Annotated in this window: 23 protein-coding genes; 8 read left to right on the top strand and 15 right to left on the bottom strand. The window is 70.4% G+C overall.

The window, feature by feature from the left end; translation table 11 throughout:
* Window positions 1-202: 202 nt before the first annotated feature.
* The 5 genes from BJY14_RS42110 to BJY14_RS42090 form a co-directional block, all read right to left on the bottom strand.
* Window positions 203-550 (bottom strand): transposase, encoded by a 348-nt coding sequence (locus BJY14_RS42110; protein WP_246397821.1) that lies wholly within the window; start codon window positions 548-550, stop codon window positions 203-205.
* A 647-nt stretch (window positions 551-1,197) separates the two neighbouring features.
* On the bottom strand, window positions 1,198-2,400 hold the full coding sequence (locus BJY14_RS42105) for an AarF/UbiB family protein (protein WP_218905838.1): 1,203 nt from the start codon (window positions 2,398-2,400) through the stop codon (window positions 1,198-1,200).
* Window positions 2,401-2,483: 83 nt separating this feature from the next.
* Window positions 2,484-3,215, bottom strand: a complete 732-nt coding sequence (locus tag BJY14_RS42100; RefSeq protein ID WP_179848695.1) for a hypothetical protein — start codon at window positions 3,213-3,215, stop codon at window positions 2,484-2,486.
* Window positions 3,216-3,596: 381 nt separating this feature from the next.
* Window positions 3,597-4,247 carry an HxlR-like winged helix-turn-helix transcriptional regulator gene (locus BJY14_RS47575; RefSeq protein ID WP_179848694.1) on the bottom strand — a complete coding sequence of 217 codons (651 nt, stop codon included), beginning with the start codon at window positions 4,245-4,247 and terminating at the stop codon, window positions 3,597-3,599.
* 152 nt (window positions 4,248-4,399) lie between these two features.
* Complete coding sequence (locus BJY14_RS42090; RefSeq protein WP_179848693.1) at window positions 4,400-5,902, bottom strand: B12-binding domain-containing radical SAM protein; 1,503 nt, start codon at window positions 5,900-5,902, stop codon at window positions 4,400-4,402.
* A 165-nt stretch (window positions 5,903-6,067) separates the two neighbouring features.
* On the opposite strand from BJY14_RS42090, the gene BJY14_RS42085 reads away from it, so the two are divergent.
* The 3 genes from BJY14_RS42085 to BJY14_RS42075 are packed head-to-tail and all read left to right on the top strand — an operon-like array spanning window position 6,068 to window position 8,501.
* Entirely contained in the window at window positions 6,068-6,802 is a 735-nt protein-coding gene (locus BJY14_RS42085) for an FkbM family methyltransferase (protein WP_179848692.1), read from the top strand.
* A 38-nt stretch (window positions 6,803-6,840) separates the two neighbouring features.
* Window positions 6,841-7,449: a dTDP-4-dehydrorhamnose 3,5-epimerase family protein gene (locus tag BJY14_RS42080; protein WP_179848691.1), complete on the top strand. Its 609-nt coding sequence runs from the start codon at window positions 6,841-6,843 to the stop codon at window positions 7,447-7,449.
* Complete coding sequence (locus BJY14_RS42075; protein WP_179848690.1) at window positions 7,446-8,501, top strand: glucose-1-phosphate thymidylyltransferase; 1,056 nt, start codon at window positions 7,446-7,448, stop codon at window positions 8,499-8,501. The genes BJY14_RS42080 and BJY14_RS42075 overlap by 4 nt, the downstream gene beginning before the upstream one ends.
* Before the next feature lie 33 nt (window positions 8,502-8,534).
* On the opposite strand, the gene BJY14_RS42070 is transcribed toward BJY14_RS42075, so the two are convergent.
* The 4 genes from BJY14_RS42070 to BJY14_RS42055 all read right to left on the bottom strand — a co-directional run bounded on the left by BJY14_RS42070 (window position 8,535) and on the right by BJY14_RS42055 (window position 11,532).
* Window positions 8,535-9,497, bottom strand: a complete 963-nt coding sequence (locus BJY14_RS42070; protein ID WP_246396315.1) for an arylamine N-acetyltransferase family protein — start codon at window positions 9,495-9,497, stop codon at window positions 8,535-8,537.
* 73 nt (window positions 9,498-9,570) lie between these two features.
* The gene (locus BJY14_RS42065) at window positions 9,571-10,407 is read right to left on the bottom strand and encodes an ABC transporter permease (RefSeq protein WP_179848688.1); all 837 of its coding nucleotides are present in this window, start codon (window positions 10,405-10,407) and stop codon (window positions 9,571-9,573) included.
* Window positions 10,408-10,516: 109 nt separating this feature from the next.
* Entirely contained in the window at window positions 10,517-11,005 is a 489-nt protein-coding gene (locus BJY14_RS42060; protein WP_179848687.1) for an EF-hand domain-containing protein, read from the bottom strand.
* Window positions 11,006-11,052: 47 nt separating this feature from the next.
* Window positions 11,053-11,532: an SRPBCC family protein gene (locus tag BJY14_RS42055; protein ID WP_218905837.1), complete on the bottom strand. Its 480-nt coding sequence runs from the start codon at window positions 11,530-11,532 to the stop codon at window positions 11,053-11,055.
* 89 nt (window positions 11,533-11,621) lie between these two features.
* Between BJY14_RS42055 and BJY14_RS42050 the strand changes: the two genes are divergently transcribed.
* Window positions 11,622-12,773 (top strand): nucleotide disphospho-sugar-binding domain-containing protein, encoded by a 1,152-nt coding sequence (locus BJY14_RS42050; RefSeq protein ID WP_179848686.1) that lies wholly within the window; start codon window positions 11,622-11,624, stop codon window positions 12,771-12,773.
* Window positions 12,774-12,822: 49 nt separating this feature from the next.
* On the opposite strand, the gene BJY14_RS42045 is transcribed toward BJY14_RS42050, so the two are convergent.
* The 5 genes from BJY14_RS42045 to BJY14_RS42025 all read right to left on the bottom strand — a co-directional run bounded on the left by BJY14_RS42045 (window position 12,823) and on the right by BJY14_RS42025 (window position 17,454).
* Window positions 12,823-13,182: an ArsR/SmtB family transcription factor gene (locus tag BJY14_RS42045; protein WP_179848685.1), complete on the bottom strand. Its 360-nt coding sequence runs from the start codon at window positions 13,180-13,182 to the stop codon at window positions 12,823-12,825.
* A 72-nt stretch (window positions 13,183-13,254) separates the two neighbouring features.
* Complete coding sequence (locus tag BJY14_RS42040) at window positions 13,255-14,589, bottom strand: ABC1 kinase family protein (protein WP_179848684.1); 1,335 nt, start codon at window positions 14,587-14,589, stop codon at window positions 13,255-13,257.
* Window positions 14,570-15,235 (bottom strand): NHL repeat-containing protein, encoded by a 666-nt coding sequence (locus tag BJY14_RS42035; protein ID WP_179848683.1) that lies wholly within the window; start codon window positions 15,233-15,235, stop codon window positions 14,570-14,572. Before BJY14_RS42035 ends, BJY14_RS42040 begins: the two co-directional genes overlap by 20 nt.
* Window positions 15,235-16,119: a class I SAM-dependent methyltransferase gene (locus BJY14_RS42030; protein ID WP_179848682.1), complete on the bottom strand. Its 885-nt coding sequence runs from the start codon at window positions 16,117-16,119 to the stop codon at window positions 15,235-15,237. The genes BJY14_RS42035 and BJY14_RS42030 overlap by 1 nt, the downstream gene beginning before the upstream one ends.
* A 132-nt stretch (window positions 16,120-16,251) precedes the next feature.
* Complete coding sequence (locus tag BJY14_RS42025) at window positions 16,252-17,454, bottom strand: DUF6004 family protein (RefSeq protein WP_179848681.1); 1,203 nt, start codon at window positions 17,452-17,454, stop codon at window positions 16,252-16,254.
* Window positions 17,455-17,745: 291 nt separating this feature from the next.
* Here BJY14_RS42025 and BJY14_RS42020 point away from each other — a divergent pair, with 291 nt between their 5' ends.
* From BJY14_RS42020 to BJY14_RS42010, 3 genes are all read left to right on the top strand, one after another.
* Window positions 17,746-18,447 (top strand): O-methyltransferase, encoded by a 702-nt coding sequence (locus BJY14_RS42020; RefSeq protein WP_179848680.1) that lies wholly within the window; start codon window positions 17,746-17,748, stop codon window positions 18,445-18,447.
* A gap of 248 nt (window positions 18,448-18,695) precedes the next feature.
* Entirely contained in the window at window positions 18,696-21,215 is a 2,520-nt protein-coding gene (locus BJY14_RS42015; RefSeq protein ID WP_179848679.1) for an ATP-dependent Clp protease ATP-binding subunit, read from the top strand.
* A gap of 7 nt (window positions 21,216-21,222) precedes the next feature.
* On the top strand, window positions 21,223-21,903 hold the full coding sequence (locus tag BJY14_RS42010; protein WP_179848678.1) for an SDR family NAD(P)-dependent oxidoreductase: 681 nt from the start codon (window positions 21,223-21,225) through the stop codon (window positions 21,901-21,903).
* Between the two features lie 5 nt (window positions 21,904-21,908).
* Here the strand turns inward: BJY14_RS42010 and BJY14_RS42005 are convergent, their stop codons facing one another.
* The gene (locus BJY14_RS42005; protein WP_179834659.1) at window positions 21,909-22,220 is read right to left on the bottom strand and encodes an ArsR/SmtB family transcription factor; all 312 of its coding nucleotides are present in this window, start codon (window positions 22,218-22,220) and stop codon (window positions 21,909-21,911) included.
* A gap of 250 nt (window positions 22,221-22,470) precedes the next feature.
* On the opposite strand from BJY14_RS42005, the gene BJY14_RS42000 reads away from it, so the two are divergent.
* Complete coding sequence (locus BJY14_RS42000; RefSeq protein ID WP_179848677.1) at window positions 22,471-24,096, top strand: AMP-binding protein; 1,626 nt, start codon at window positions 22,471-22,473, stop codon at window positions 24,094-24,096.
* The last annotated feature ends 88 nt before the right edge of the window (window positions 24,097-24,184 follow it).

The following is a 24,184-nucleotide window of genomic DNA, read 5'->3' as shown; positions in this document are numbered from 1 at the left end:
TCGCTGCGAGCAGCAATGATGGTCATCGTCAAACTATTTCAGCAGGTTGTCAATAGGGCGAATCGGTGATTAACGCCTTGCCGAGGTGATCTCATCGAGATGAACCGCTGCCATTGACCTTTCAAGCGTGTCTCACGTGGAAGGGGTGAGTTTTCTGTGGCGGGCGCGCCGCCGGCACAGCACGGGGCCCTGCCCGCGACGGTCAGGTCGCCGACCGGGCGGTGGCCGCCTCCACGATCGCCGCCGCCCACTCGAGCTGCCCGCGCGTCCCGGGCTCCTCCAGCACGGCGTCGCGCAGGCGCGGCCACAGCCCCGCGCCGGACCACGCGGCGAAGCGCCGATGCGCGGTCGGCACGCTCACCCCGAACTCGGCCGGCAGGTGCCGCCAGGCGCACCCGCTCGTCAGCACGTACACGATCGCGGTGAACACCATCCGATCGTCCACGGGCGCCGTCCCGCCGCCCTGCCGCCGCGGCGCGAACTCCGGGATCAGGGGGCCGACGATCTCCCACAGCTCATCCGGCACCAGCCGGATCGCAAGGTCCGACATCACGAGCACCGATCATGCCGCATCCACCGGCCGACCACATGAGACATGCTCTTAGTAATCTCGGACAGGCGGGCTCGGGAAGCCGCGGGGACGCTTCGCGTCGGCCCGAACAGCGCGAAGCCACGCTATGAAGTTGTCTCACCACAAAAGATCAGCTCAATGGCGTTGGGCTCTGAGTGATCTCGTTCATCGCGCGCACGCTGGACGTCTCCGTAAAATTCGTTCGGTCCGGGGCCCGGATCCGGCGCCGCCGGCGGCGGCCGCACCGCCCTCGCACCGCCGAGTGGGGCGCGGACCTGCTCCGGCAGGCCCCGCCGGTGTCGTGTTGGCCCGAGGCGGCGGCGGGCGGGCCCGCCGCGGGACAGGACCACGAAATCCCCTGCTCGTCCGCCCGGCGCTGCGTAGACCGCCTAATAGAGGTTCCCCGTGTGCCACGCCGGAAGCGTGCTCCCGCGCATGCCCCGCACGACGCGGCCGATCGCTCCGGCCGCTTACCAGATGACGAATGCGCCGCCGTGGATAAACTCGCCGGGATCACGCCGCCCGGGCGGCGCCCCCAGCCGGCCCCGTGGGCCCCGCACGGCACCGATGGGCCGCCGGCCGCGCACCTGCGCGGTTTAACCGCCTGCCCCTGCCGGGGCGCCGCCTCAGCCGGTCGCGCCGCTTGTCACGAGAAGACCGTGCATCACGAAAGGCGCGGCCTCCAACTGAAAGTCCATCATCGGATGATGGCGCTTGACCACACCTTGCAAGGTGAGCAGGCAGAGCATGGGGAAAATGAACTCCGGCTCGGCGTAGAGGCGGTATTTCCGCTGCAGATCGAAGAGGTCCAGGCAGAACGCGGGGAGATCGAAGTCTCGGGCCACCATGCCAACATTTCGCATGACAAGGTCGGATACCTCACCACGAAAGGCCTCGATGTTCGTTTCCGATTCCGTGCGCCGCACCGTGGACAGCAGGATGTCGGCGCACACCTCCCCGTCCCCCCGGATCATGCCGGCGAAGAACCCGGTGAACCTCTCCCGCGCCTCGGCGCTCATCCGGAAGACCAGACCGGCGTCCAGGAGCACGACGGTGCCGTCGGGCATGAAGTAGGTGTTCCCCTGGTGCAGGTCGATGTGGAGGAAGCCCTCGATGAACAGCATCCGGTAGACGGCGTGCACCAGCGAGGTGATCTGCGCCTCTCGGACCCGTGCGGGAAGCGAGTCGATCGCGCCGCGGTCGAGCCCCTCGATGAACTCCATCGCGATGATGCCGTCTCCGCACAGTTCGGGGACGGGCCTCGGAACGACGACACCCGGGACCTCGGCGAGATCGTCATGCAGCCGGCGCAGGTTCGCCGCCTCCGCGCCGAAGTCGAGCTGGGCCATGAGGCAGTCGCCGACCTGGTCGACGATCTCCAGGAACGGCACCCGGCGGAGGGCCGGAAGCCGCGCGGCGACGGCGGCGACGGCCCGCAGCACGGCCAGGTCCGCCGCGATCGCGGCGCCCGCGCCGGGGCGGCGCACCTTCACCGCGACCGCCCGGCCCCCGCGTTCCGCGCGGTACACGCAGGCGATCGAACCGCCGGCCACCGACGGCCCCCCGACCGCCCTCACGAGCTCGGGCGGTATCGGTCCGAGCCCGGCGCGGAGCGTCCGCAGCGCCTCCTCGGGGGTCATCGGCTCCACGCTGTCGTGCAGCCTGCCGAGCGCGCTCGCGACCGTCTCCCCCACGAGGTCCACGCGGGTCCCGAGAATCTGCCCGGCCTTCACGAAGGCCCCGCCCAGCCGTTCCGTGAGACGCGCGAGCTCGGCGGCCAGCCGCGTTCCGCGGGTGGTCCCGGAAGACGTCGCGGCGATGGCGGCCATGCGGACCGCGGCCGCTCCGCCGAACGCGCCTATCCGGACCGCTCGCGCCGCCAGTGAACGGACACCGGCGCGATCCTCCATCCTCAGGCCGCCTTTCCGGAGAGCCCGTGTTCGAGCGCCTCCCGGAGTCGTGCGGGCCCGGCGTCGAACGCCTCCCGCGGCACCGGGACCGGCTCCCCGACACGGCGGAAGTCCGTCCAGCCACCGGTCCGGGTGCGGGAGGCCCTGACCCGCTCGGGCAACCCGCCGACGTCCGGGCGGCCCATCTCCACGACCTCCCAGCGGCGGAACGGTTCCCGGAGGCGGTCGACGGCGCGCGCGACGACCATGCCGGTCTCGCGGTCGACCGCCTCGGTGACGGTGAGGCCGGGCGTGGTGACCGGCCCCAGGTAGCACCGCGGCTCGGCCGCGGACCACCGGCTCCAGGACATGTCGACCTCGACGTCCTCGGGAGTGGCGCCCAGCCCGGGATAGCGCCAGGCCATGAGATCCAGGTATCCGATGTCGGTGAGCGGAAGGCAGTCGAAAAGATAGCGTTCGACCGGGCGCACCGAATTCTTCATCGTGGGTATATGTGTTTCCACTTCACATTCGCCGCGATCGGAGTTCTCGGTTATCCAGACATGGCTGCCGGCAAGGATCTGCGGGAGAAGTACGAATAGACCGGTCACCGCCGAGGGGCCGACAAAACGACGGCCGACGAGATAGCGCATGGGTCGCCGGCCGATCGCGGCCTCGATGGCGAAGCCATATGATGTCAGGCCGCCCGCGCTGAGATTCGGACGAGCCGGCCTGGCCATGCGCACATAGTCCACTGATGGCACCTTCCCGATGACGGCCGCGACGCGCTCTTCGCTTTCCGTGCTATCGGCGATCAGAATCGGCTGACGGTCTCATGTCGATGGCGATCACGTAGTGGGCTCATTACTCTGCGCCGGTGCAACGTCTTGGTCATGTCGTCACGGAAATAGAGGCGCTCGCCGCCAGTAAAAGCTATCGCCGCGACGGCGTCAAGATAGGACGTCCAAGTCCGGCGCGGGCCGGCGGCGCGGCGCCGGAAGATCCCGCCGTAGAACGCGACATCGAAGACCGCGGCCCGGGCGCGCGCGATTTTACCGGCAGGGGCGGGCGGCTATCGAGATCTGTCTTTGAAGGCCGGAAGGCGGCCGCCGATACGGCGCCTGCGGGAGCGGCTCTCAGGCCACCAGGCCGAGCAGGCGCGAGCAGCGGATGATCGCGTCCTCGTCGCCCTCCATGACGATGCGCTTCGTGAGCGTCGCCTCCAGCGGGTCCAGGCGCCCGGCACCGATGTCGACGAAGGTCACCGCGTCCGTGTGGACGACGAGCGCCGGTTCTTCGGTCGCCTTCCCGTGCGCGACCGCCACCTTGCCCTCGTGCACCGTGATGTGGAACACGTCGTCGTCGATGCGGAACTCGTACTGCTCGTCGGGGCCTTCCACGGTCGGTGCGGCCATCGCCTCCACCGCGAGCACCGCCCACCGGGGGCGCACGATGTACTCGGCCTTGGGCTCGGTGAGCACGCCGAGCCCCCAGCGCGCGAGCACGAGCACCGCCTCGCGCAGGCCCTCGCCCTGCTCCGTGAGTTCGTAGGCCTTGACTTTCGAACCTTCGCGGGACCGCTGCCGAATGAGCCCGACCTCGGTGAGGAACTTCAACCGGTCGGCGAGCAGGTTGGTCCCGAGACCGGGCAGATTCGCCAGCAGTTCGTTGTAGCGGCAGGGGCCGGTGAGCAGTTCCCGGATGATGAGCAGCGTCCAGCGCTCACCGACGATGTCGAGCGCGCCGGCGAGGCCGCAGTACTGTCCGTAGTTCCGACGCTGATTCACGTACTCCTACCGCCTCCCAGGTTCACTTTAGAAGTGTATACCCAGAGGGACGCACTTCGCGGAACCTTCGGCGATGCCGGGCGGCGCGGGTCCCTTCCGCACCGCGGCCGGCCTTTCCGGGACCGCCCCCGGCGCGGCGCCGCCCGGGGCCGTCAGCTCTCCGTCGCGGCCCACGCCTTCTTCGCGTTCTTCCACGTCGAGGAGTTGACCTCCTCCCACGCACGGCTGCGCAACTCCTCAAGGACATGCGACGGAACGACCGTTCCGGACATGTTCGCCCGGTAGATGTTCATCGTGTCCGGATCGAAGTCGCGCGGAAGATGCCCCTCCGAAATCGCCGTGTCGAAAAGGGGCGTCCCCGGAAGCGGGACCACGATGAAGAAGTTCGCGGCGTCGAGTCCGAAGGACACGTGATCGCGGGCCATCCGTATCGTGGACTGGATCTCCTCCATGGTCTCGTCGGGGTACCCCATCATGTAGTTGCCGAAAATCTTGAAGCCGTAGTCCTTCAATGCCACGATCAGCGATTCGATGTCGGCCATCTCGATGTTCAGCTTGTTGCTCGCGTACTTGCGCAGGATCCGGAGATTGCCCGACTCGAACGGAAGGTTGAGCTGGGTGAACCCGGCTTCGGCCAGGGCCTCCAGCACCTCGTGGTCGGGTTTCCACCGCTTGAGGAGGTGGATGATGTTGATGCCGTTCAGATCGCAGATGTCGACCCCGGCTCCCCGGATCTTCCCCAGCAGCCGCAGGGCGCGCTTCTTGTTCCCGAGGAGCGAGTCGTCCTCGATCATCACGTGCTCGACGCCCAGTCCTTTCAGGACGTCCAGCTCGCGCAGCACGCGATCGTCGGACTTGGCGCGGTACCGCCCGATGGGGCCGCTCACGCTCCCCTCCTGCTCCCCCGCGATATGGCAGTAGGCGCAGTGGAAGGGGCAGCCGAGGGAGGTCATCATGTCCGCGTAGCGCAGCTCCGTGCCGGACTCCCACACGCCCGAGTGCGGCCGGGCGATGGTCCAGTACCGCTCGTTCGGCAGCAGGTCCCAGGCGGGCATGGGAAGAGTGTCCAGATCCCACACCACGTCGTCCGGGCGTGCGGGGTTGACGCGGATCTCGCCGGAGTCCAGGACCGCGACACCGCTGATCCCCGCGAAGTCCGGACGGGCCGACCGGCGCACCTCGTCGACGATCTTGATGATCGTGCCCTCGGCCTCGGAGAGGCAGACGGCGTCGAACCCGGCCCGGAAGAACTGCGGCAGCCGTGACCGCGCGTTGACCCCGCCCGAGACGAGGACCTTCTCCGGGAAGGCCGCCCGGATGAGCCGCGCGCAGTGCAGGACCATCGTCTCCTGGTCCGTGAAGATCGAGGTGATCCCCACGATGTCGTAGGCCGCGACCTCCTCCAGGATCCGCTGGTCGCTGACGCCCGTCCGCAGGAAGCCGCTCGGCAGCTGGACGGGCTTGTCGAATATGCCGTCGAGCTCGTCGGAGTCGTCCCCGACGCACGCGTCGAACACGCGCACGTCCACGCCGTGGTCGCGCAGCGCGCCGCCGAGGTTGGGGTACGCGAGCGATCCGTTCGGCTTGCACACCGTCCCCGGGGCGCTCTGGTTCGGCGGATACAGAAGCAGGACACGTACATCACGCAAGGCCATGCAGGACTCCTCACCCGGCGGCGTCCCGGTCCGTGCCGCGTCCCGCCGGCCGCGGACGCGATCTCGGAGGAGGACCGCCCGGGCCCGCCGCGCAACCTCACTGTACTATATGCTTCTAAAGTTAACACCGCGCGGGTGGTGTCCGCCCTCTCTGGAGGTACGTCGATGTCCCACGGGTCCTCCCCCGCCCCGCAGGGCCGCGCCCTGACCGAGGTCGATCGGTCGGCCGCCCCGGTGTACGTCCGGTGGGAGCGGCAGCTCCCGGGGCTGATGGGCCGGCTCGGCGTGGATCCGGTGGGAGTGGTGCAGGTCGGGGCGCATGTCGGGCAGGAAGTGCCGGCGCTCGTCCGGTGCGGTTTCCGGCGGCTCGTCATGGTGGAGCCCAACCGCGACCACTCCGCGGCGCTCGCCCGCGAACTCGGGCGCCACCTGGCCGGCCGGCCGGAGCCCGGGGAAGGCCGGCCCGCCCAGGAGGTCGTCATGGCCGCCGCGGGGCGGGAGCGCGGAACGGCCACCCTGCACGTCACGGAGTACGACCAGCAGGCCAGCCTGCTCGCGCCGCTGCCGCCGATGACGGTGACCAGGCTGGACACCACCGAGGTCATTCCGGTGCGCGAGGTCCAGCACGGCTGCAACGTGCTCGTGGTGGACGCCCAGGGCGCGGAGCTGGACGTGCTGGCGGGCGCGGACCTGGACCGGCTGGACCTGGCCGTGATCGAGGGCAGCGCGGAGGCCCGCTACCACTGCGGGGCGACCCGGCAGGCCGTCGCGGCCTACATGCAGGGCCGCGGCTGGCGGCTGGTGGCGAACTGGACCCACGCGCGGGCCAACGTCGCCGACATGGCCTGGCTGGCCCCCTCGACCACCCTGCGTGCCGCGTACCGCGCCGACCGGGGCTGAGGGCGGCCCCACGATGCGACTGCCACGATCGGCGCGCCATGCACGTCCGTGAGACGGCCGTTCCCGGGGCCTACGTCCTCACCTCCGACCACCACTCGGACCGGCGGGGCGGCTTCTTCGAGGTCATGCGCGCCGACGTCCTCGAAGCCGTGCTGGGGCGCCCCTTCGTCCCGCGGCAGATCAACTGCTCGACGTCGCGGCGCAACACGCTCCGCGGCATCCGCGGCGTGACCGTCCCGCCCGGACAGGCCAAGTACGTCACCTGCGTCAGCGGCGCGGTGCGCGACATCGTGGTCGACCTGCGGGTCGGCTCCCCGGCCTTCGGGCACCACGCGGTCAACGAGCTGTACGCCGGGTCGGGCCGGAGCGTCTACATCCCCGAAGGCGCCGGCCACGCCTTCCTGGCGCTCACCGACGACACCTGCGTCTGCTACGCCCTGTCCAGCACCCACGCGCCCGAAGCCCAGATCTCCATCAACCCGCTGGATCCCGACCTCGCGCTCCCCTGGGGGACGACCGAGCCGCCGCTGCTGTCCGACGGGGACGCGGCGGCGCCCAGCATGGCCGAAACCGTATCCGCCGGCCTCCTGCCCCGTTGGCGGGAGCCCGGCGATCCTTCTACGCGCCTGCGAGGAAGCAACCGATGAAAGCTCTGGTGCTGTCGGGTGGATCGGGAATGCGGCTGCGCCCTTTCAGCCACTCCATGGCCAAGCAGATGATGCCGATCGCCAACAAGCCGGTCCTGGAGTACGTCCTGCTCAACATCCGCGCCCTCGGCGTCACGGAGATCGGCATCATCGTCGGCGACCGGGCGCAGGAGATCATCGATTTCGCGGGCGACGGCTCCCGGTTCGGCGCGCGGGTGACCTACATCCACCAGGACAGGCCGCTCGGCCTCGCGCACTGCGTGATCCTGGCCCGCGCCTTCCTGGCCGACGACGACTTCGTGATGTACCTGGGCGACAACATGCTGCCCCAGGGGGTCGCGGACGTCGCCGACGACTTCGCCGCGCAGCGGCCCGACGCCCAGGTGCTGGTGCACAAGGTGGCGGACCCGCGCGCCTTCGGTGTCGTGGAGCTGGACGTCGAGGGCCGGGTCGAGCGGCTGGTGGAGAAGCCGGAGGAGCCCCGGAGCGATCTGGGGCTCATCGGCGTGTACTTCTTCACCCCGGCCATCCACGAGGCGGTGGCGTCGATCGAGCCGAGCGCCCGGGGCGAGCTCGAGATCACCGACGCCGTCCAGTGGATGCTGGCCCGGGGCGCTGACGTGCGGGCCACCGAGTACGGCGGCTACTGGAAGGACACCGGCCGCGCGGAGGACGTCCTGGACTGCAACCGGCGGCTCCTGGAGGCGCTGCAGCCCGGCATCGCCGGCGAGGTCGACGCGCACAGCGAGGTCGGCGGCGTGGTCGTCGTCGAGGCCGGGGCGCGGGTCGTGCGCTCCCGCATCGAGGGCCCCGTGATCGTCGGCGCCGGCTCGGTCATCGAGGACTGCCACATCGGTCCCCGCACGTCGATCGGCCGGGGCTGCGTCCTGCGGCGCACCGGCGTCGCCGGCTCCATCGTCCTCGACAACGCGTCCGTCTCCGGCTTCGCCGGCCTGCACGACTCGATCATCGGCCGCAACGCCAGCGTGAGCGCCTCGGCCCGGCCCCGGCTGGTCGTCGGCGACGACACGCGGGTCGAGGTTCCGGCCTAGCCCGGCCGGTGCGCCCGGGACCGTGCGGTGCGCTCAGGCGCGGGCGGCGGACCGCCGGGCCCGCGCATCGAGCCAGGCCTCGTGGGCGCCCCGCACCTTCGCCCACAGCGCGGTCCGCTCCTGCGGGCCCACATCCGCCAGCGGGAGACCGAAGACCTCGGCGAGCGCGCCGTACCACTCCTCCGAGGTGCCGAGTTCTCTCGTCGTCCCGCCGGAGTCGCCGGTGTGCCGCAGCATGCATCCCGTCAGGCTGTCGACGCTCGTCGCGTCGCGCCGCATCACCGCGACCGTTCTCACCAGGCGCGATTCGGGGTCGGTGGCCAGGTAGGGGTGCCACTCGGCGAAGTCCGCCGGACCGGCGGGCGCCGTCGAGAAGTCGAGCCCGGCGATCGCGCCGCCGGGGTCGTGCTCGAAGCGCCAGCAGCCGGGCCCGAACTCCGAGGGGCCGAGCCGGAAGGCGAAGGGGCCCTGCCGGTACTCGCCGGGACGCAACGGCAGGGGTTCGTGCAGCCCGTCGCCGAGGCCGACGTCCACCATCCAGGACTCACCCTCGACGCTCACGGTGAGCACCAGGTGCGGAGCCGGTTCGGCCGGGCCGACCGGCGGCAGCTTGCGGCTCGCGTGAACGCCGGCCCGGTGCCACGTGACGTCGTATCCGAGCGCCGCGAGCAGGGTGGAGAACGCGCCGTTGAGCTGCACGCAGTACCCGCCGCGCCCCTTCAGCACCTGGCCGGCCGCGTCACGCGGGTCCGCGGTGGTCGGCCGTCCCAGCTGGATCTCCAGCACCTCGTACGGCACCCGCTCCACGTGGGCCCGGTGCAGCGCGAAGAGCCCGGAGCGCGACGGCCCGCCCGGGTCGCCGACGCCGAGGCGTTCCAGGTAGTCGGCGACGTACCGGGGCCCGCCCGGCTCCGCCGGGACGGGCGCGGGACCCGAAGTGTGCTGGCCAGGCATGACCCTCCGTCCGGACCGGGTGCGGTCGCGCCACCGCTCCATCGAGTTGACTTTAAAATAACGTAGCACAGCCCGTGCTCGCGTCCCGGAGGGAAGCGCGGCGGCCGCCCGCCGCTCAGGCGCGGCCGCGCCGCGAGTAGGCGTACGCCGTCAGGGGCGCGAAGACCGCGACGAGGATCGCGCAGGCCAGCAACGCACGCCCCATCTGGCCCGCCGTCTCGGTGCCCTGCATCAGCCCGCGCACGGCCGTCGCCGCGTGGGTGATCGGGTTGACCCCGATGGCGGTCTGCAGCCACGACGGCATGGTCTCGCGCGGCGCGATGATGTTGCTGCCGAACAGCAGGACCGAGTCCAGCGTGATGATGAGCATCTGCGCCGACGCCGCCTGGCGCACCGCCACGCCGATCAGGGCCCAGACCCAGGCGAGGCTGAAGGCGAACACCTGGAGGAACAGCAGCGCCAGCACCACGCCGCCCAGCCCGCCGTCAGGGCGGAACCCGAGCGCCAGCCCGAGCAGCAGCGGCACGACCGACGCCACCGCGTACCGGACCACGTCCCCCAGCATCGCCCCGACCAGCACCGACGGCTGCCACACCGGCAATGACCGCAGCCGGTCGAAGACCCCCTGGTCGATGTCCACGTTCAGCACGAACCCGGTGTTCATGCTCGCGAGCACGATCGCGATGACCGACACCCCGGGGAGGAAGAAGTCCAGGTACCTGCCGGGAGACCCCGCGATCGCACCGCCGAAGAGGTAGGTGAAGAGCAGGGTGAACATGACCGCCTGCAGCACGGCGCCGAACAGCCCCTCGGGCGCCCGCTTGATCTTCAGAAGCGAGCGGGACGCGAAGGTCAGCGACGCCGAGAGCGCGCCCGCCCCCGGCGGGCGCTCGCGGGGCGTCAGCAGGGGTCCGCGCACTGTCTCGCCCGCCACCGGCTGGGACGTCGTCATCTCGCCCGCCTCCCTCACTCCGCGTTCAGGCCGTCCAGGGCAAATAATAAATCGGCAGCTTATATAAGGCAAGTCTAATGCCATGCCCCGCGGGCCGCCCTGGGAGGGATCAGGCGTGCTCTCGGTGGTAGAAGGCCTCGATGTACTTCACGAAGGGATCCCTGTCGAGGTACCCGTCCCCGTCCTCATCGAGGCGCTGGAACCCGGCCAGGCTCTCCAGCTGCGGGTAGCCCGTCGCCGAATGCGTCGTCATCCACACCTGGAGGGAGACCCGCTTGTCGGCGTCCGCGCCCATGTCGAACACGGCGACGCCCCATGGGATGGCGACGTTCTCGATGAAGCCCGGCAGCTCGTGCGAGGCGACCCAGTCCCGCTTGCTCACCTTCTTGTCCCCGGCCGCGTCGACGGTTCCCTCCAGGTGCTGCCACAGCCTGTTGGACGGTCTCGTTATCGCCAGCCATTGGGGAGAGCCGGGCACCACGTGCAGCGCGCGGCACCACCGCTGCACGAGCAGGTCGACGTCGGTCTGCTCGATGACGCCGTCGCCGTCGTGGTCGAAGGCCTTGAAGAGGGCTTCGTACTCTTCGGCAGTGGCCATGCGGAACACTCCTCGGATCGGGAACGCGTGGCGCGCGTCGCCACCGGTCAGGTCTCCGCCCCTCGCAGCACGGGGTCGAGGCGGTCCAGGAGGATCGATCTCCACGCGGTCTCGTGCTCTTCCCTCGTCCTGTCGTCCGGGAAGCCCGCGTGCGTCAGGCGCAGCAGGGAGCCGCTCGACCGGGGCGACGTCTCGACGGTCAGCACCGTCTCGACCCCGCGGGTCCCCGCCTCGTTGAGCCAGGTCAGCTCGATCAGCCGGCCCGGGTCGACCCGGAGGAACCGGCCGTAGTGCGGATGGCGCCGCCCCTCGTGGAACGTCTGGAAGAAGTAGGGCGCGTTGACCTCGGCCCTCATCACGATCTCACCCGGCTGGGCGAACCACTGGTCGAAGCGCTCGGTCCAGGCGCGGAACACCGCGCCGGCCGGAACGCCCGCGGGATGGTCCACGATCGCGCGGTACGGCCTGGCCGACAGGTCGGGCGGGCAGATCGGCGGCGTCACGAACTCCTCCAGCTCGCTAGACACTTGAACTATATATAGTAATCTCCTGGAGGAGTAGACCGGAGATTTCCTCGTCGGCGCCCGGTCCACGCCCCCCCAGGGAGGATCCCACCATGCGCGTGCTGTTCATCTCCGTCCCCGCGGCCGGCCACGTCTTCACGCTCGTGCCCCTGGCCTGGGCCTTCCGCTCCGCGGGTCACGAGGTGCTCGTGGCGCTCGCGGAACGCCCCGAGTGGGCGACCGGCGCCGGCCTGCCGGTGGTCGACGTCGCGCCGGGCTACGACGCCGTGGCGATCGCCCAGAAGGTACTCGAGGACGATCCGGAGTTCGCGGAGACGTGGTTCCGGAGTGTCGGGCCGGACAGGGACATCTCCCCCCGGGCGCCCATGTTCGCCGGGTTCAACCGGCCGCTGGTCCCCGGGACCATGGAGGTGGTCGACCAGTGGCGGCCGGACCTCGTCGTCTACGAGCAGACGACCACCGCCGGGGCGATGGCGGCGGCCAGGCTCGGCGTTCCGGCCGTCCAGCGGAACCTGGGGCCCTTCACCACCGGGCGGACCCATCAGCTGACGGCCGGCCTGCTGTCGGACCAGTGCGACGAGTACGGGATACCGGCGATCCCGCGGCCCGCGATGATCCTGGAGCGGCTGCCGCCGAGCATGCTGCACGCCAGGCCCGAGGGCGGGTTCATGGGCGGGCACTCCTACGACGGCGGCGGGGTCCTGGGCGGGCTCTGGCGGCAGCGGCCGCGGCGGCCGAGAGTCGTGCTCTCGCTCGGCGGCGGCTTCTCGGCCAGGTTCTTCGGCCTCGGCACGCTGCCGCCGGTCATCGAGGCCGCGTCGAAGGTGGACGCCGACTTCGTGCTCGCCCTCGGCAACGTCGACACCTCCGCCCTCGGCACGCTGCCGCCGAACGTCCGTCCCGCCGACGGCTGGGTCCCCTTCGGCGAGCTGTTCCGGACGTGCTCGGCGGTCGTGCACCACGGCGGCGCCAACACCGTCCTGACCGCGGTCGAGGCCGGGGTCCCCCAGATGGTCGCGCTCGACCCGCAGGACGTGGCCTCCGAGGCCATCGGGCAGGACGTGCGCGACCGGGGGATCGGGCTGACGGCGCCGGCCGACGAGATCACCGCGACGATGCTGGAACGCCTGCTCGGAGACGAGACGCTGAGGACGGCGACCGCCGAGGTCCGCACGGAGGTCGCGGGCCTGCCCTCTCCCACGGCCGTCGCCGCCGAGCTCACCGACCTCGTCGCGCGCCTGTAGCCGATCCGTTCGCCGTCGCGCCGCCCGGGGCGGGCCGTCTGAGGGGGGATCAGCCCTCTCCCGGCGCCCGGCTCCCGGCCGCGCCGCGGCTCTCGCGCCGTCCCCTGGCGACCTCCGTGGCCAGTGCGTCGAGCGGCTGGGACCAGAACCGCCGGAACTGCTCCAGCCAACCGTCGACCTCGCGCAGCGGCGCGGGGTCGATCGCGTACAGCCGCCGCGTCCCCTCGGGCCGGACGGAGGCGAACCCGTTGTCGCGCAGCACCTTCAGATGCTGCGACACCGCCGGCTGGGAGATGCCGAACTCCTCCTGGATGACGGCGCAGATCTCCCCGGAGGAGTGTCCGCCACCGGACAGCAGCTCCAGGATGCGGCGGCGGACCGGATCGCCGAGAACATCGAACGCGTGCACGGAATAATAATATCAAACTTATATAACTCGGCCTCGAACGCCGGCCGCCCGGCCGGGCGCGCTCCCGCGCCGCTACCGGGCGCCGAAGAGGCCGCGGTTCAGGACGGGCTTCGCGGTCTCCTGGAAGTCGATCTCCGGGTCGAGTTCGCGGATGGTCCCCTCGATGACGAGCAGGGACAGCAGCGGGAAGATCAGCTCGGGCGCGGCGTGGATGCCGAACCGGCGCTGCAGGTCGAACATCTCCGTGGCGAAGGCGATCAGGCTGAACTCCTTGGCCGGCAGGCCGTGGCTGCGCTCGACCAGGTCGGCCATCCGCACGATGAAGCCCTCGAGGTCGGCGTCGTCGCGCACCCCCGCCGAGCTCTCGATGACGATCTCGGCGCAGCGGCGGCCCCGGCCGGTGGACATGTTCATGAAGAACTCGGCGAACAGCCGGCGCAGGCGCTCGGTCAGCTGGACGCTGAACCCCGCGTCGAGCACGACGACCTGCCCCTGGCGGGTGAAGTAGAGGTTCCCGGGGTGCATGTCGCAGTGCACGAAGCCGTCGACGAACAGCATCTGGTAGATGGCGGTCAGCGCCGACACCGCGAACCGCTTCCGCATCGCCAGGGGGCATCTCGCCGCGGCGCCCACGTCCAGGTCCGGTATGAACTCCATGACGATGCAGCGCGGTCTCGACTCGGCCTGGTGCACCTGCGGGACCCACACCCGGGGCACGGGCGCGAGGTTGTCGCGCAGCCGCGTCAGGCTGTCGGCCTCCCGGCCGAAGTCGAGCTGGCCGAGGACGGCGGCGCACATGTTGTCCACCACGTCGGTGACCGGGACGCCGCGGAACACGGGCAGGCGGGCCGCCAGCCCGGCGCCCGCCCTCATCAGCGCCAGGTCCTGCCGCATCACCCGGTCGATGCCGGGGCGGCGCAGCTTGATCGCCACCTGGTCGCCGGACGCGAGCGCGCCCCGGTAGACGGAGGCGACGCTCCCGCTGGCGACCGGCCGCCGGTCGACGTGCGCGAAGCGCCCGCCGAGGGGCTGCGTCCCGTAGGCCTCCGCGAAGGCGCGGCGGGTCTCGGCGCGGTTCAGCGGCGCCACCGAGTCCTGGAGGACCGACAGCTCGTCGCAGAGCTCCGCGGGAAGCACGTCCCGCCGGGTGCCGAGGACCTGGCCGGCCTTGATGAACGTGGGGCCGAGCCTCATCAGCAGGACGGCCGTCCGGCGGTAGAGGTACCGGCGCCCCGCCGCGCGTCCGCGCAGCGCCGTCCGGACGAGGCCGGCGATCCCGGCCGGCACGAGGGTGACGGCGACGATCGCCAGAACGCGCGCGCCCCGGCCGGCGAGCGCGAGGCGTGCGGGGGCCACGCGTGCGGCGGGGACCGCCGCCGGTCGCCGCTCAGCGCCTGTCGTCGTCATGCTGCCTGCCTCCGGTGATTCCCGGCACCTCGATCGCCCGCAGCTGGAGGGTCGCGTGGTCGCAGTACCAGATCAGCCTGCCGTCCCAGGCGATCCCGGTGGGACTGCCGTTGACCGTGATCGAGGCCACCTCGCGCCCCTGGTTCAGATCGATCAGGTTGATGGAGCATCCGCGGTAGTCGGCGTAGGCCAGGTAGTCGTCGGAGACGGTGACCCCGGCGACCGGGCGGCGCACCGGGTAGCTGGCGATGAGCCGCAGGTCCTCGACGCTGCGCAGGTCGATGACCTGCAGGTCCTCGTATCCCGTCCACACGCCCTGGCTGGTGGCCTCCAGCCCGCACAGGAGCCGCCCCGGCCGCGGGTTGGGCAGCTCGCCGACGACGTCGCCGGACTCGGGGTCGAAGACGCGCAGGGTCCGCCGCTCGCCCACGACCTGGACGAGGCTGCCGCCGAGCGTGGTCAGGTCGGTGCGGACGCCGTGGCACGGGATCCTCCGCACCACCTCGCCGGTCCGGGGGTCCATCGCCGCGATCTGGTTCTGCACCGCTTCCGAGTACCAGAGGTACTGCCCGCTCCAGGTCAGCCCGCACAGTTTCAGGCCGCCGCGAACCGGGATGTCGCGCACCGACCCCGCCGCGTAAGGCATCAGCCTCCTCCTTTCTTGCTGAGGCCGCACTCAAGCCGCCAGTCGGTGGCCGCCCGGACGTCTTCGGGCCGGTGCATCCGGACGTGCAGGACGTCCCCCGCCGACACCGCGGTGTGCCGCAGCGGCCAGATCCAGACCGCCCAGTTGCAGCCCGGATACGAGGGGAGGTTGGACAGCGTCACGCCCGGCGCGAGGGTGGCGGTGAAGTATCCGGCGATGGCGTGCAGCCGGCCGGTCCGGTTGATGGTCAGCCGCCGGCTCGCCCGCTGGTAGGCCCCCTTGCCGCCGTGCTGGTCGGCGATGGCCGCCGGTTCGCCGAGCATCGTGGGCGGGCGCTGGAAGAAGTGCAGCTGGGCGGCGGGAACTACACAATCCTGAACCGCGTCCAGCCGGTAGCCGAAGAAGTCCTCGTTCCAGAGCCCCCAGCCCTCGCCGTCGAACTCGATGGCCGCCAGCCGGGTGACCAGGCGCTCCGGCACGACCCGCCCGCCGGGGGCGAGGTTGCGCCGCGCGAAGGAGCCGAGGACCTCCATCATCTGCTCCTCCGGCCCGAGGTTGCCCATCATCTCCGAGACCACGACGTCCGCCTTGACCGGCAGCCGCACGCGGCGCGCGTCTCCCTGGACGAGGGTGAGCCGGCCCTTGAGGTCGTTCTGCTCGGCGATCCTGGCCGCGACCTGGGCCGTCTCGGGGTCGGCCTCGACGGCGTAGACGTGCTCGGCGCCGCACCGCAGCGCGAGCAGGGACAGCGCGAGCGTGCCGGCCCCGACGTCGGCGACCACCCCGCCGGGCGGTATCGCGTCTTCGAGCGCCCGCTCGTAGGCCTCCAGCCGGGGCCGGTCGGCGAGCATCGCCTGGTGCATCAGCAGCAGTCGCTGGTCCACGACGCCTCCCCTTCGCAGGTACCCGGAACGGCCGGCGGGGCGGGCCGCACATACGTCCCGGCGAGACTGGAACTATTGGAATTTCCATCAGATCCAGTCCCGCCGGACACGTCAAGAGGTTCGCGGGAAACCTCAGATGTTGACCGCCGCCGTCTCACCGACGTGGGCGTCGCGCATCGCCAGCCGGACGCCGGTCAGCCGTGCCTTGACCGTGCCGTCGGTGGTGACGAGCGGCGCGTCCGCGCCGACCATGCTCAGCTCGCTGCCGGTGGCCTCGAGGTCCCTGAGCTTGCCGGCCACGTGGGCGGGCCGGGCCGCGTACAGGTTGCCGTGCGGCGTCACGAGCTCGAACTCGGCGTCGATGTGCAGCTCGCTCGGGAACCGGACCCGGCTGAGGCTGTCCTCGGTGCCGTCGCCCAGCGTGCCGCCCGACGGCCGCGGCCAGCTCGCCCGCAGCATCACGCGGCCGCCGAGGGCCTCGTTGTGGCCGACCATGGCGACCCGGGCCATCTGGGCGAGAACGCCCTGGCCCTCGTCGTGCTTGTCGGGGCCGAACAGGAGGATCTCCGTGCCGGCCGCCTTGCGGTAGTCGCCCTCCAGCTCGATGACCTCGGTCCTGCCGTCGACCTCGACCTCGATCTGCCCCTCCAGCGAGACCTGCATGATCATGGAGGGGTCGACCAGCATCGACATGCAGGGGCCGGCGCTCGCGGCGAAGAACACCGTGGGCGTCAGGCCGACCGGCTCGTTGTCGTCGTTGGCCGGGTACCAGGCCTCGGGCAGGGTGGTCCCGCGCACCACGTTGGGCGCCTGCACCACGTCGAACGGGCCGTCGCCGCGCGGGCTGCCCAGGTACGGGCCGGTCAGCGGCTTCTTGTACGGCGGGATGCTGTCGACCACGCCGTAGATGTCGATGACGTTGCGGTGGGCCAGCCGCAGGGTGCTGGTCTCGAGGATGCCGAAGCGCCGGATGTAGAACTCGGCCGGGAAGTTCTTGCCCGGGACGATCTGGCGCACGTGGCCGGAGTTGGGGAGGAACGGGTTGGACAGGACCTGGATGCGGTCGTCCAGCTCGTAGCTGTACCCCTTGATGCCGACCTCGGGCGCGCTGATCAGTTCGGTCTCCAGCTCGGCGTGGCCCTTCTCGTCCACCCGGTGCTCGAAGCCCGGCATCGGCCACTTGTTCAGCTGGACGAAGCCGGACAGGTTGATGGTCTCCCGCCGGCCGGCGTAGTAGTCGTCGCCGAACACGACGGTGGCCGCGGCGAGGATGTGCGGACGAATCGGCTTGGGTTCGAGGTTGAGGGACTCGTACGTCTCACGGAGAGAGCTCAAACCAGACACCTCCAGCGTCTGTCGAGAACGTGTGGTGGGCACCTGCCTGGTCCGCGGATCGTTGACGGGGCCCTGTCGCTGAAGTTTTATATAGCGATTCTTCGTCGTCAACCCCTACCCCAAGGCCCTCCCGCCAGCGCCCCTGCGGCGGAGGATTTCAGTGGTCACTTAACTGACCAGCTCAAAGCGAGCAAGGCGGGCCGATGGGGACGGCGCGGGCTCCCTGGAAATGAGAAGGATGTTGCTACAATTTATTAAAGTTTCTGGGAGAATCACGGAGAGGCCAGGGCCATGTGCGCGCTCAAGACCACGCCGGTGACGGCGGAACTGTACGACTACCTCATCGCGCACAGCCTCCCCGCGGACGGCGCGCAGCGCCGGCTCATGGAGCGGACCGCCCGGCTCGGCCCGGTGGCCCGGATGCAGATCGGCCCCGACGAGGGGGCGTTCCTGACCTTGCTGACCCGGCTCATGGGGGCCCGCCGGGCGATCGAGATCGGCACGTTCACCGGCTACTCGGCGCTGTGCATCGCCCGGGGGCTCGCTCCCGGCGGCGGCCTTCTCTGCTGCGACGTCGACAAGGAATGGGGGCGGATCGCCCGCGAGGCGTGGACGGAGGCCGGCGTGGCGGACCGGATCCAGCTGCGGCTCGGCCCCGCGCTGGACACGCTACGGGCGCTCGCCCCCGACCCGGTCGTCGATCTCGCCTTCATCGACGCCGACAAGGAGAACTACATCGCCTACTACGAGGAGCTGCTCCCGCGCATGCGGCCGGGCGGCGCCGTCCTCGCCGACAACGTCCTGTGGCGCGGCCACGTCGTCGCCCCCGTCGCCGACACTCCCCCCGCGGAGGTCTCCGCGGCCAGGCGCGCGAGGGACGCCGACACCCGGGCGATCCGCGAGTTCAACGATCACGTCGCCGCGGACGGCCGGGTCGAGGCGGTCATCCTCTCGATCGGGGACGGCGTCACGCTGATCCGCAAGCGGGACTGATCGCGCTCGGGGCGCTCGTGCGGGGCGCGCGGGTCGCCGGACTGATCGGTGCGACCCGAGACCAGCGCGTCGACCATGGGATGGTTCTCGAGAGACATGGATCCCCTCCAGGTCGCGGGCCGGCGCGCGGACGACCGGCCGGGGCCGGGGACGTCCCAGGCTCTTACGCCCATTGCGAACATCCACCGATCCTCGCCAGAACACTTTAGAATCTGATAGTAACCGGCGGCCCCGGGAGGAGCGAGGAGATGTTCGAGAGGTTCACCGACCGCGCGCGGCGGGTTGTTGTTCTGGCTCAGGAAGAGGCCAGGATGCTCAACCACAACTACATCGGTACCGAGCACATCCTCCTGGGTCTGATCCACGAGGGTGAGGGGGTTGCCGCCAAGGCTCTGGAGAGTCTGGGGATCAGTCTTGAGGCTGTGCGTCAGCAGGTCGAGGAGATCATCGGTCAGGGGCAGCAGGCTCCTTCGGGGCATATTCCGTTCACTCCGCGGGCGAAGAAGGTTTTGGAGCTGTCGCTGCGTGAGGCGTTGCAGCTGGGTCACAACTACATCGGTACCGAGCACATCCTGCTGGGGTTGATCCGTGAGGGTGAGGGTGTCGCGGCTCAGGTGCTGGTGAAGTTGGGTGCGGATCTGAACCGGGTGCGTCAGCAGGTGATTCAGTTGCTGCACGGGTACCAGGGGAAGGAGCCGGCGGCTTCTGGTGGTCCGTCGGAGGCGGCTCCGTCGACGTCGCTGGTGCTGGATCAGTTCGGTCGGAATCTGACGCAGGCGGCGCGTGAGGGCAAGCTCGACCCGGTGATCGGCCGGGACAAGGAGATCGAGCGGGTCATGCAGGTGCTGTCGCGGCGTACCAAGAACAATCCGGTGCTGGTGGGTGAGCCGGGTGTGGGTAAGACCGCGGTGGTGGAGGGTCTGGCGCAGAAGATCGTCAAGGGTGAGGTGCCCGAGACGCTCAAGGACAAGCAGCTCTACACCCTGGACCTGGGTGCGCTGGTCGCGGGTTCGCGGTATCGGGGTGATTTCGAGGAGCGTTTGAAGAAGGTCCTCAAGGAGATCCGGACTCGCGGCGACATCATCTTGTTCATCGATGAGCTGCACACGCTGGTGGGTGCGGGCGCCGCGGAGGGCGCGATCGACGCCGCCTCGATCCTGAAGCCGATGCTGGCGCGGGGTGAGTTGCAGACGATCGGTGCGACGACGCTGGATGAGTACCGCAAGCATCTGGAGAAGGACGCGGCGCTGGAGCGGCGGTTCCAGCCGATCCAGGTGGCCGAGCCGTCGTTGTCGCACACGATCGAGATCCTCAAGGGGCTGCGGGACCGGTATGAGGCGCATCACCGGGTGTCGATCACCGATGGTGCGCTGGTGGCGGCGGCGCAGCTGGCCGACCGCTACATCTCGGATCGGTTCCTGCCGGACAAGGCGATCGATCTGATCGATGAGGCGGGGTCGCGGATGCGGATCCGTCGGATGACCGCACCGCCGGACCTGCGCGAGTACGACGAGAAGATCGCCGATGTGCGTCGTGACAAGGAGTCGGCGATCGACGCGCAGGACTTCGAGAAGGCCGCGGCGCTGCGGGATTCGGAGAAGCAGCTGCTGGGGCAGAAGGCGCAGCGGGAGAAGGAGTGGAAGGCCGGTGACATGGACGTGGTCGCCGAGGTCACCGATGAGCTGATCGCCGAGGTGCTGGCCACCGCGACCGGGATCCCGGTGTTCAAGCTGACCGAGGAGGAGTCGACGCGGCTGCTGCGGATGGAGGACGAGCTCCACAAGCGCGTGATCGGTCAGGAGGACGCGATCAAGGCGCTGTCGCAGTCGATCCGGCGGACCCGGGCGGGCCTCAAGGACCCCAAGCGTCCGGGTGGCTCGTTCATCTTCGCCGGCCCCTCCGGGGTGGGGAAGACCGAGTTGTCCAAGACGCTGGCGGAGTTCTTGTTCGGGGACGAGGACGCGCTGATCCAGCTGGACATGTCGGAGTTCATGGAGAAGCACACGGTGTCGCGGCTGTTCGGTTCTCCGCCCGGCTATGTCGGGTATGAGGAGGGCGGTCAGCTGACCGAGAAGGTGCGGCGCAAGCCGTTCTCGGTGGTGCTGTTCGATGAGATCGAGAAGGCCCACCAGGACATCTTCAACTCGCTGCTGCAGATCCTGGAGGACGGTCGTCTGACCGATGCCCAGGGCCGGGTGGTGGACTTCAAGAACACCGTGATCATCATGACGACCAACCTTGGGTCCAAGGACATCTCCAAGGGCGTGTCGATGGGGTTCGCGCGGCAGAACGACGAGCAGGGCTCGTACGAGCGGATGAAGGCCAAGGTGTCCGAAGAGCTCAAGCAGCACTTCCGGCCCGAGTTCCTCAACCGTGTCGATGACACGGTGGTGTTCCACCAGCTCACCCCCAAGGAGATCATCCAGATCGTGGATCTGATGATCGCCAAGGTCGACCAGCGGCTCCACGACCGCGACATGGGCATCGAGCTGCGTCAGGAGGCCAAGGACCTGCTGGCCATCCGCGGCTACGACCCGGTCCTGGGCGCCCGGCCACTGCGCCGCACCATCCAGCGCGAGATCGAGGACAACCTCTCGGAGAAGATCCTCTACAACGAGCTCAAGCCCGGCCAGATCGTCATCGTCGGCACCGAGGGCTTCGACCCCGACAACACCGACACCGCCGAAAACGCCAAGTTCACCTTCAAGGGCGTGCCGAAGTCCACGTCGGTGCCCGACGCGCCGTCCCAGGGCGCGGTCGCGGGTTAGCCCTCGCGTGCGGGATCGGGAGGCAGGGCCGCGGCGGGCGCTCGTGATCGGCGGGCTGGGCGCGATCGGCGGCGCCGTGGTCCGGCGGTTGGGGGGCTCCGGCTGGGAGTGCCTCGTGGCGTCCCGGTCGCCGCGTGCCGACATCGGCCTCGACATCGGGGACGAGGCTTCGGTCGTCGCGGCGGCGGCGGCGTGCCCGCCGTTGGACGCGCTCGTCATCGCCACCAACCTGGAGCCGAGCGCTTCGCTGACCGAGCTGACCGGCCGGCACGCGGCGGCGATGTTCGCCACGCACGTCACCGGTCCGCTCCTGTTCATCCGGAGTGCGCGCCACCTGCTGGCGAAGGGGTCGAGCATCGTCTTCCTGTCGTCCCCGGCGGCCTATCGCGGAAGCTACGACCCGTGTTATGCCGCGGCGAAGGGGGCCACGATCGCTCTCGCGCGGACGCTGGCGAAGGAACTCGCGCCGGACGTGCGCGTCAACGCGCTGTCCCCCAGCATCGTCGAAGACTCACCTGTGGCCCGGCGTATGACGCCCGACTTTCGCGCCCGCCATCGTGAGGCCTCCCTCCTGGAGCGAACCCTTTCGATGGACGAGTGCGCGGACGCCGTCTCCTTTCTCGTCTCCCACCCGCACGTGACGGGCGCGACCCTGCACCTGAACGGCGGCGAGTTCCTGGGGGCGTAGCGGGCTCACTTGTCCTCGAACTCGGCGCCCAGGGCGTCCAGATGCTGGGTCCAGAACCGGCGGAAGCGCTCCAGCCACGTGTCGATCTCCCGCAGGGTCGCGGAGTCCACGGCGTAGAGGCGGTGCGCGCCCCTCGCCCGGACCGTCGCGAGCCCGCTCTCCCGCAGCACGCGAAGGTGCTGGGACACGCCGGGCTGCGAGATCCCGAACTCCGCCTGGATGACCGCGGCGATCGCGCCCGAGGTCTGCTCGCCGTCGGCGAGCAGCTCCAGGATCCGGCGCCTCACCGGGTCCCCCAGGACATCGAACACGTGCATCACGCCATTATTTCGGTGCGACTTATATAAGTCAATGGCTAAACAACGTGCCGGACCCCGCCTGCCCGCCGGGGCCGGTTGCGGCCAGGGGGCCAGGGCGCGGACGCCGCGACGGGTACCGGTCACTACCACGACACGGCCGACCCAGCTATATTTTTTTATAGCGGACTCTCTGACCGCGCTCATTCCAGCGCGATGCCTCCGGCCCCCGGCCGGAGGCATCGCCCGCCTTGGACGGAGAGGTGGCCCGATGGAGCCCAGCGCCTCCGCGCACGTCGACACGTTCTGCCGCGACAACCTGCCTCCCCACGACGAATGGCCCGATCTCGACCTCACACCGGCGGAGGTCGCCTACCCCGAGCGGCTCAACTGCGCGCACGTCCTGCTGGACGAGACGGCGAGGGCCGTGGGCGCCGGCCGGCCCTGCCTGCGCACCCCCGGCGGTCTCCTGTGGACCTACGGCGACGTGCTGCGGCGGGCGAACCAGGTGGCCCGGGTGCTGGTGGACGACCTCGGGCTGGTGCCGGGCAACCGCGTGCTGCTGCGCGGGCCGAACCACCCCTGGCTGGCCGCGGCCTGGCTCGGCGTGCTCAAGGCGGGCGGCGTGGTGATCACGACCATGCCGATGCTGCGCGCCCGGGAGCTGACCGCCATCGCCGAGTCGGCCCGGCCGAACCTGGCACTGTGCGACCACCGTTTCCTGGACGACCTCGCCGCGGCGCAGACCCCAGGCATGCGCACCGTGCCCTACGGCTCGGACGACGCCGGCGACCTGGTGTCCCGGGCGGCGGGCAAGGACGGGACCTTCGAGGACGTCGACACCGCCGCCGACGACGTCGCGCTGCTGGCGTTCACCTCGGGCACCACCGGACGCCCCAAGGCCACCATGCACTTCCACCGCGACGTGCTGGCGATCGCCGACACCTTCTCCCGGCATCTCCTCAAGCCCGTTCCCGACGACGTCTTCGCCGCGTCGCCGCCGCTGGGGTTCACCTACGGGCTGGGCGGGCTGCTGGTGTTCCCGCTCCGCGCCGGCGCCTCCGCCCTGCTGATCGAGAAGGCGACCCCGGCCGAGCTCGCCGAGATCGCGGCGGAGCACGGCGTGACGGTGCTGTCCACCGCGCCGACGACCTACCGGGCGATCCTGGCCGCCGGGCTGGCCCGGCGGCTGGCCGCGGTGCGGCGCTGCGTCTCGGCGGGCGAGCACCTTCCGGCCTCGGTGTGGAGGGCGTTCCACGAGGAGACGGGCGTGCGGATCATCGACGGGATCGGCTCGACCGAGATGCTGCACATCTTCGTCGCGGCCGCCGACGACGCCATCAGGCCGGGCGCGACGGGCGTCCCGGTCCCCGGCTACCAGGCGGCCGTGGTGGACGCCGCCGGCCGGCCGGTCCCGGACGGGACTCCCGGGCAGCTCGCGGTCCGCGGCCCGACCGGGTGCCGCTACCTCGCCGACGCCCGGCAGAAGACCTACGTCCAGGACGGCTGGAACATCACCGGCGACACCTACATCCGCGACGCCGACGGCTACTTCTGGTACCAGGCCCGCAGCGACGACATGATCATCTCGTCCGGCTACAACATCGCCGGGCCCGAGGTCGAGCAGGCGCTGATCGAGCACCCGGACGTGCTCGAATGCGGGGTGGTCGGCGCCCCCGACCCCGACCGCGGCGCCGTGGTGACGGCGTTCGTGGTGCTGCGCGAAGGGGTCGAGGGGGACGCGGCCAAGGCCGCCGAGCTGCAGGACTTCACCAAGCGGACGATCGCCCCCTACAAGTACCCGAGGTCGGTCCGCTTCGTCGATCGGCTCCCCCGCACCAACACCGGCAAGCTGCAGCGCTTCCCCCTGCGCGAGCAGGTCGGAGGCGCCCGGTAGAGGCCGCGGCGGCGAGGCGCCCGCATCCGGCCACCCGGGATCGGCGGCGTCCGCGCGGGACGGGAATACCGTGGGTGTCACCCGGCGG

Origin of the sequence: Actinomadura luteofluorescens (assembly GCF_013409365.1) — a bacterium.
GTDB classification, from domain to species: Bacteria; Actinomycetota; Actinomycetes; order Streptosporangiales; family Streptosporangiaceae; genus Spirillospora; species Spirillospora luteofluorescens.
This window is presented reverse-complemented; position numbering and strand designations above follow the sequence as displayed.

Excerpts from the sequence above, each read along its gene's own strand:
- BJY14_RS42075 (WP_179848690.1), top strand. The coding sequence starts at position 7,446 with ATGAAAGCTCTGGTGCTGTCGGGTGGATCGGGAATGCGGCTGCGCCCT.
- BJY14_RS42105 (WP_218905838.1), bottom strand. The coding sequence starts at position 2,400 with ATGGCCGCCATCGCCGCGACGTCTTCCGGGACCACCCGCGGAACGCGG.
- BJY14_RS42080 (WP_179848691.1), top strand. The coding sequence starts at position 6,841 with ATGCACGTCCGTGAGACGGCCGTTCCCGGGGCCTACGTCCTCACCTCC.
- BJY14_RS42050 (WP_179848686.1), top strand. The coding sequence starts at position 11,622 with ATGCGCGTGCTGTTCATCTCCGTCCCCGCGGCCGGCCACGTCTTCACG.
- BJY14_RS42085 (WP_179848692.1), top strand. The coding sequence starts at position 6,068 with ATGTCCCACGGGTCCTCCCCCGCCCCGCAGGGCCGCGCCCTGACCGAG.
- BJY14_RS42000 (WP_179848677.1), top strand. The coding sequence starts at position 22,471 with ATGGAGCCCAGCGCCTCCGCGCACGTCGACACGTTCTGCCGCGACAAC.
- BJY14_RS42015 (WP_179848679.1), top strand. The coding sequence starts at position 18,696 with ATGTTCGAGAGGTTCACCGACCGCGCGCGGCGGGTTGTTGTTCTGGCT.
- BJY14_RS42060 (WP_179848687.1), bottom strand. The coding sequence starts at position 11,005 with ATGGCCACTGCCGAAGAGTACGAAGCCCTCTTCAAGGCCTTCGACCAC.
- BJY14_RS42090 (WP_179848693.1), bottom strand. The coding sequence starts at position 5,902 with ATGGCCTTGCGTGATGTACGTGTCCTGCTTCTGTATCCGCCGAACCAG.
- BJY14_RS42005 (WP_179834659.1), bottom strand. The coding sequence starts at position 22,220 with ATGCACGTGTTCGATGTCCTGGGGGACCCGGTGAGGCGCCGGATCCTG.
- BJY14_RS42040 (WP_179848684.1), bottom strand. The coding sequence starts at position 14,589 with ATGACGACGACAGGCGCTGAGCGGCGACCGGCGGCGGTCCCCGCCGCA.
- BJY14_RS42020 (WP_179848680.1), top strand. The coding sequence starts at position 17,746 with ATGTGCGCGCTCAAGACCACGCCGGTGACGGCGGAACTGTACGACTAC.
- BJY14_RS42110 (WP_246397821.1), bottom strand. The coding sequence starts at position 550 with ATGTCGGACCTTGCGATCCGGCTGGTGCCGGATGAGCTGTGGGAGATC.
- BJY14_RS42070 (WP_246396315.1), bottom strand. The coding sequence starts at position 9,497 with ATGGAGCGGTGGCGCGACCGCACCCGGTCCGGACGGAGGGTCATGCCT.
- BJY14_RS42065 (WP_179848688.1), bottom strand. The coding sequence starts at position 10,407 with ATGACGACGTCCCAGCCGGTGGCGGGCGAGACAGTGCGCGGACCCCTG.
- BJY14_RS42035 (WP_179848683.1), bottom strand. The coding sequence starts at position 15,235 with ATGCCTTACGCGGCGGGGTCGGTGCGCGACATCCCGGTTCGCGGCGGC.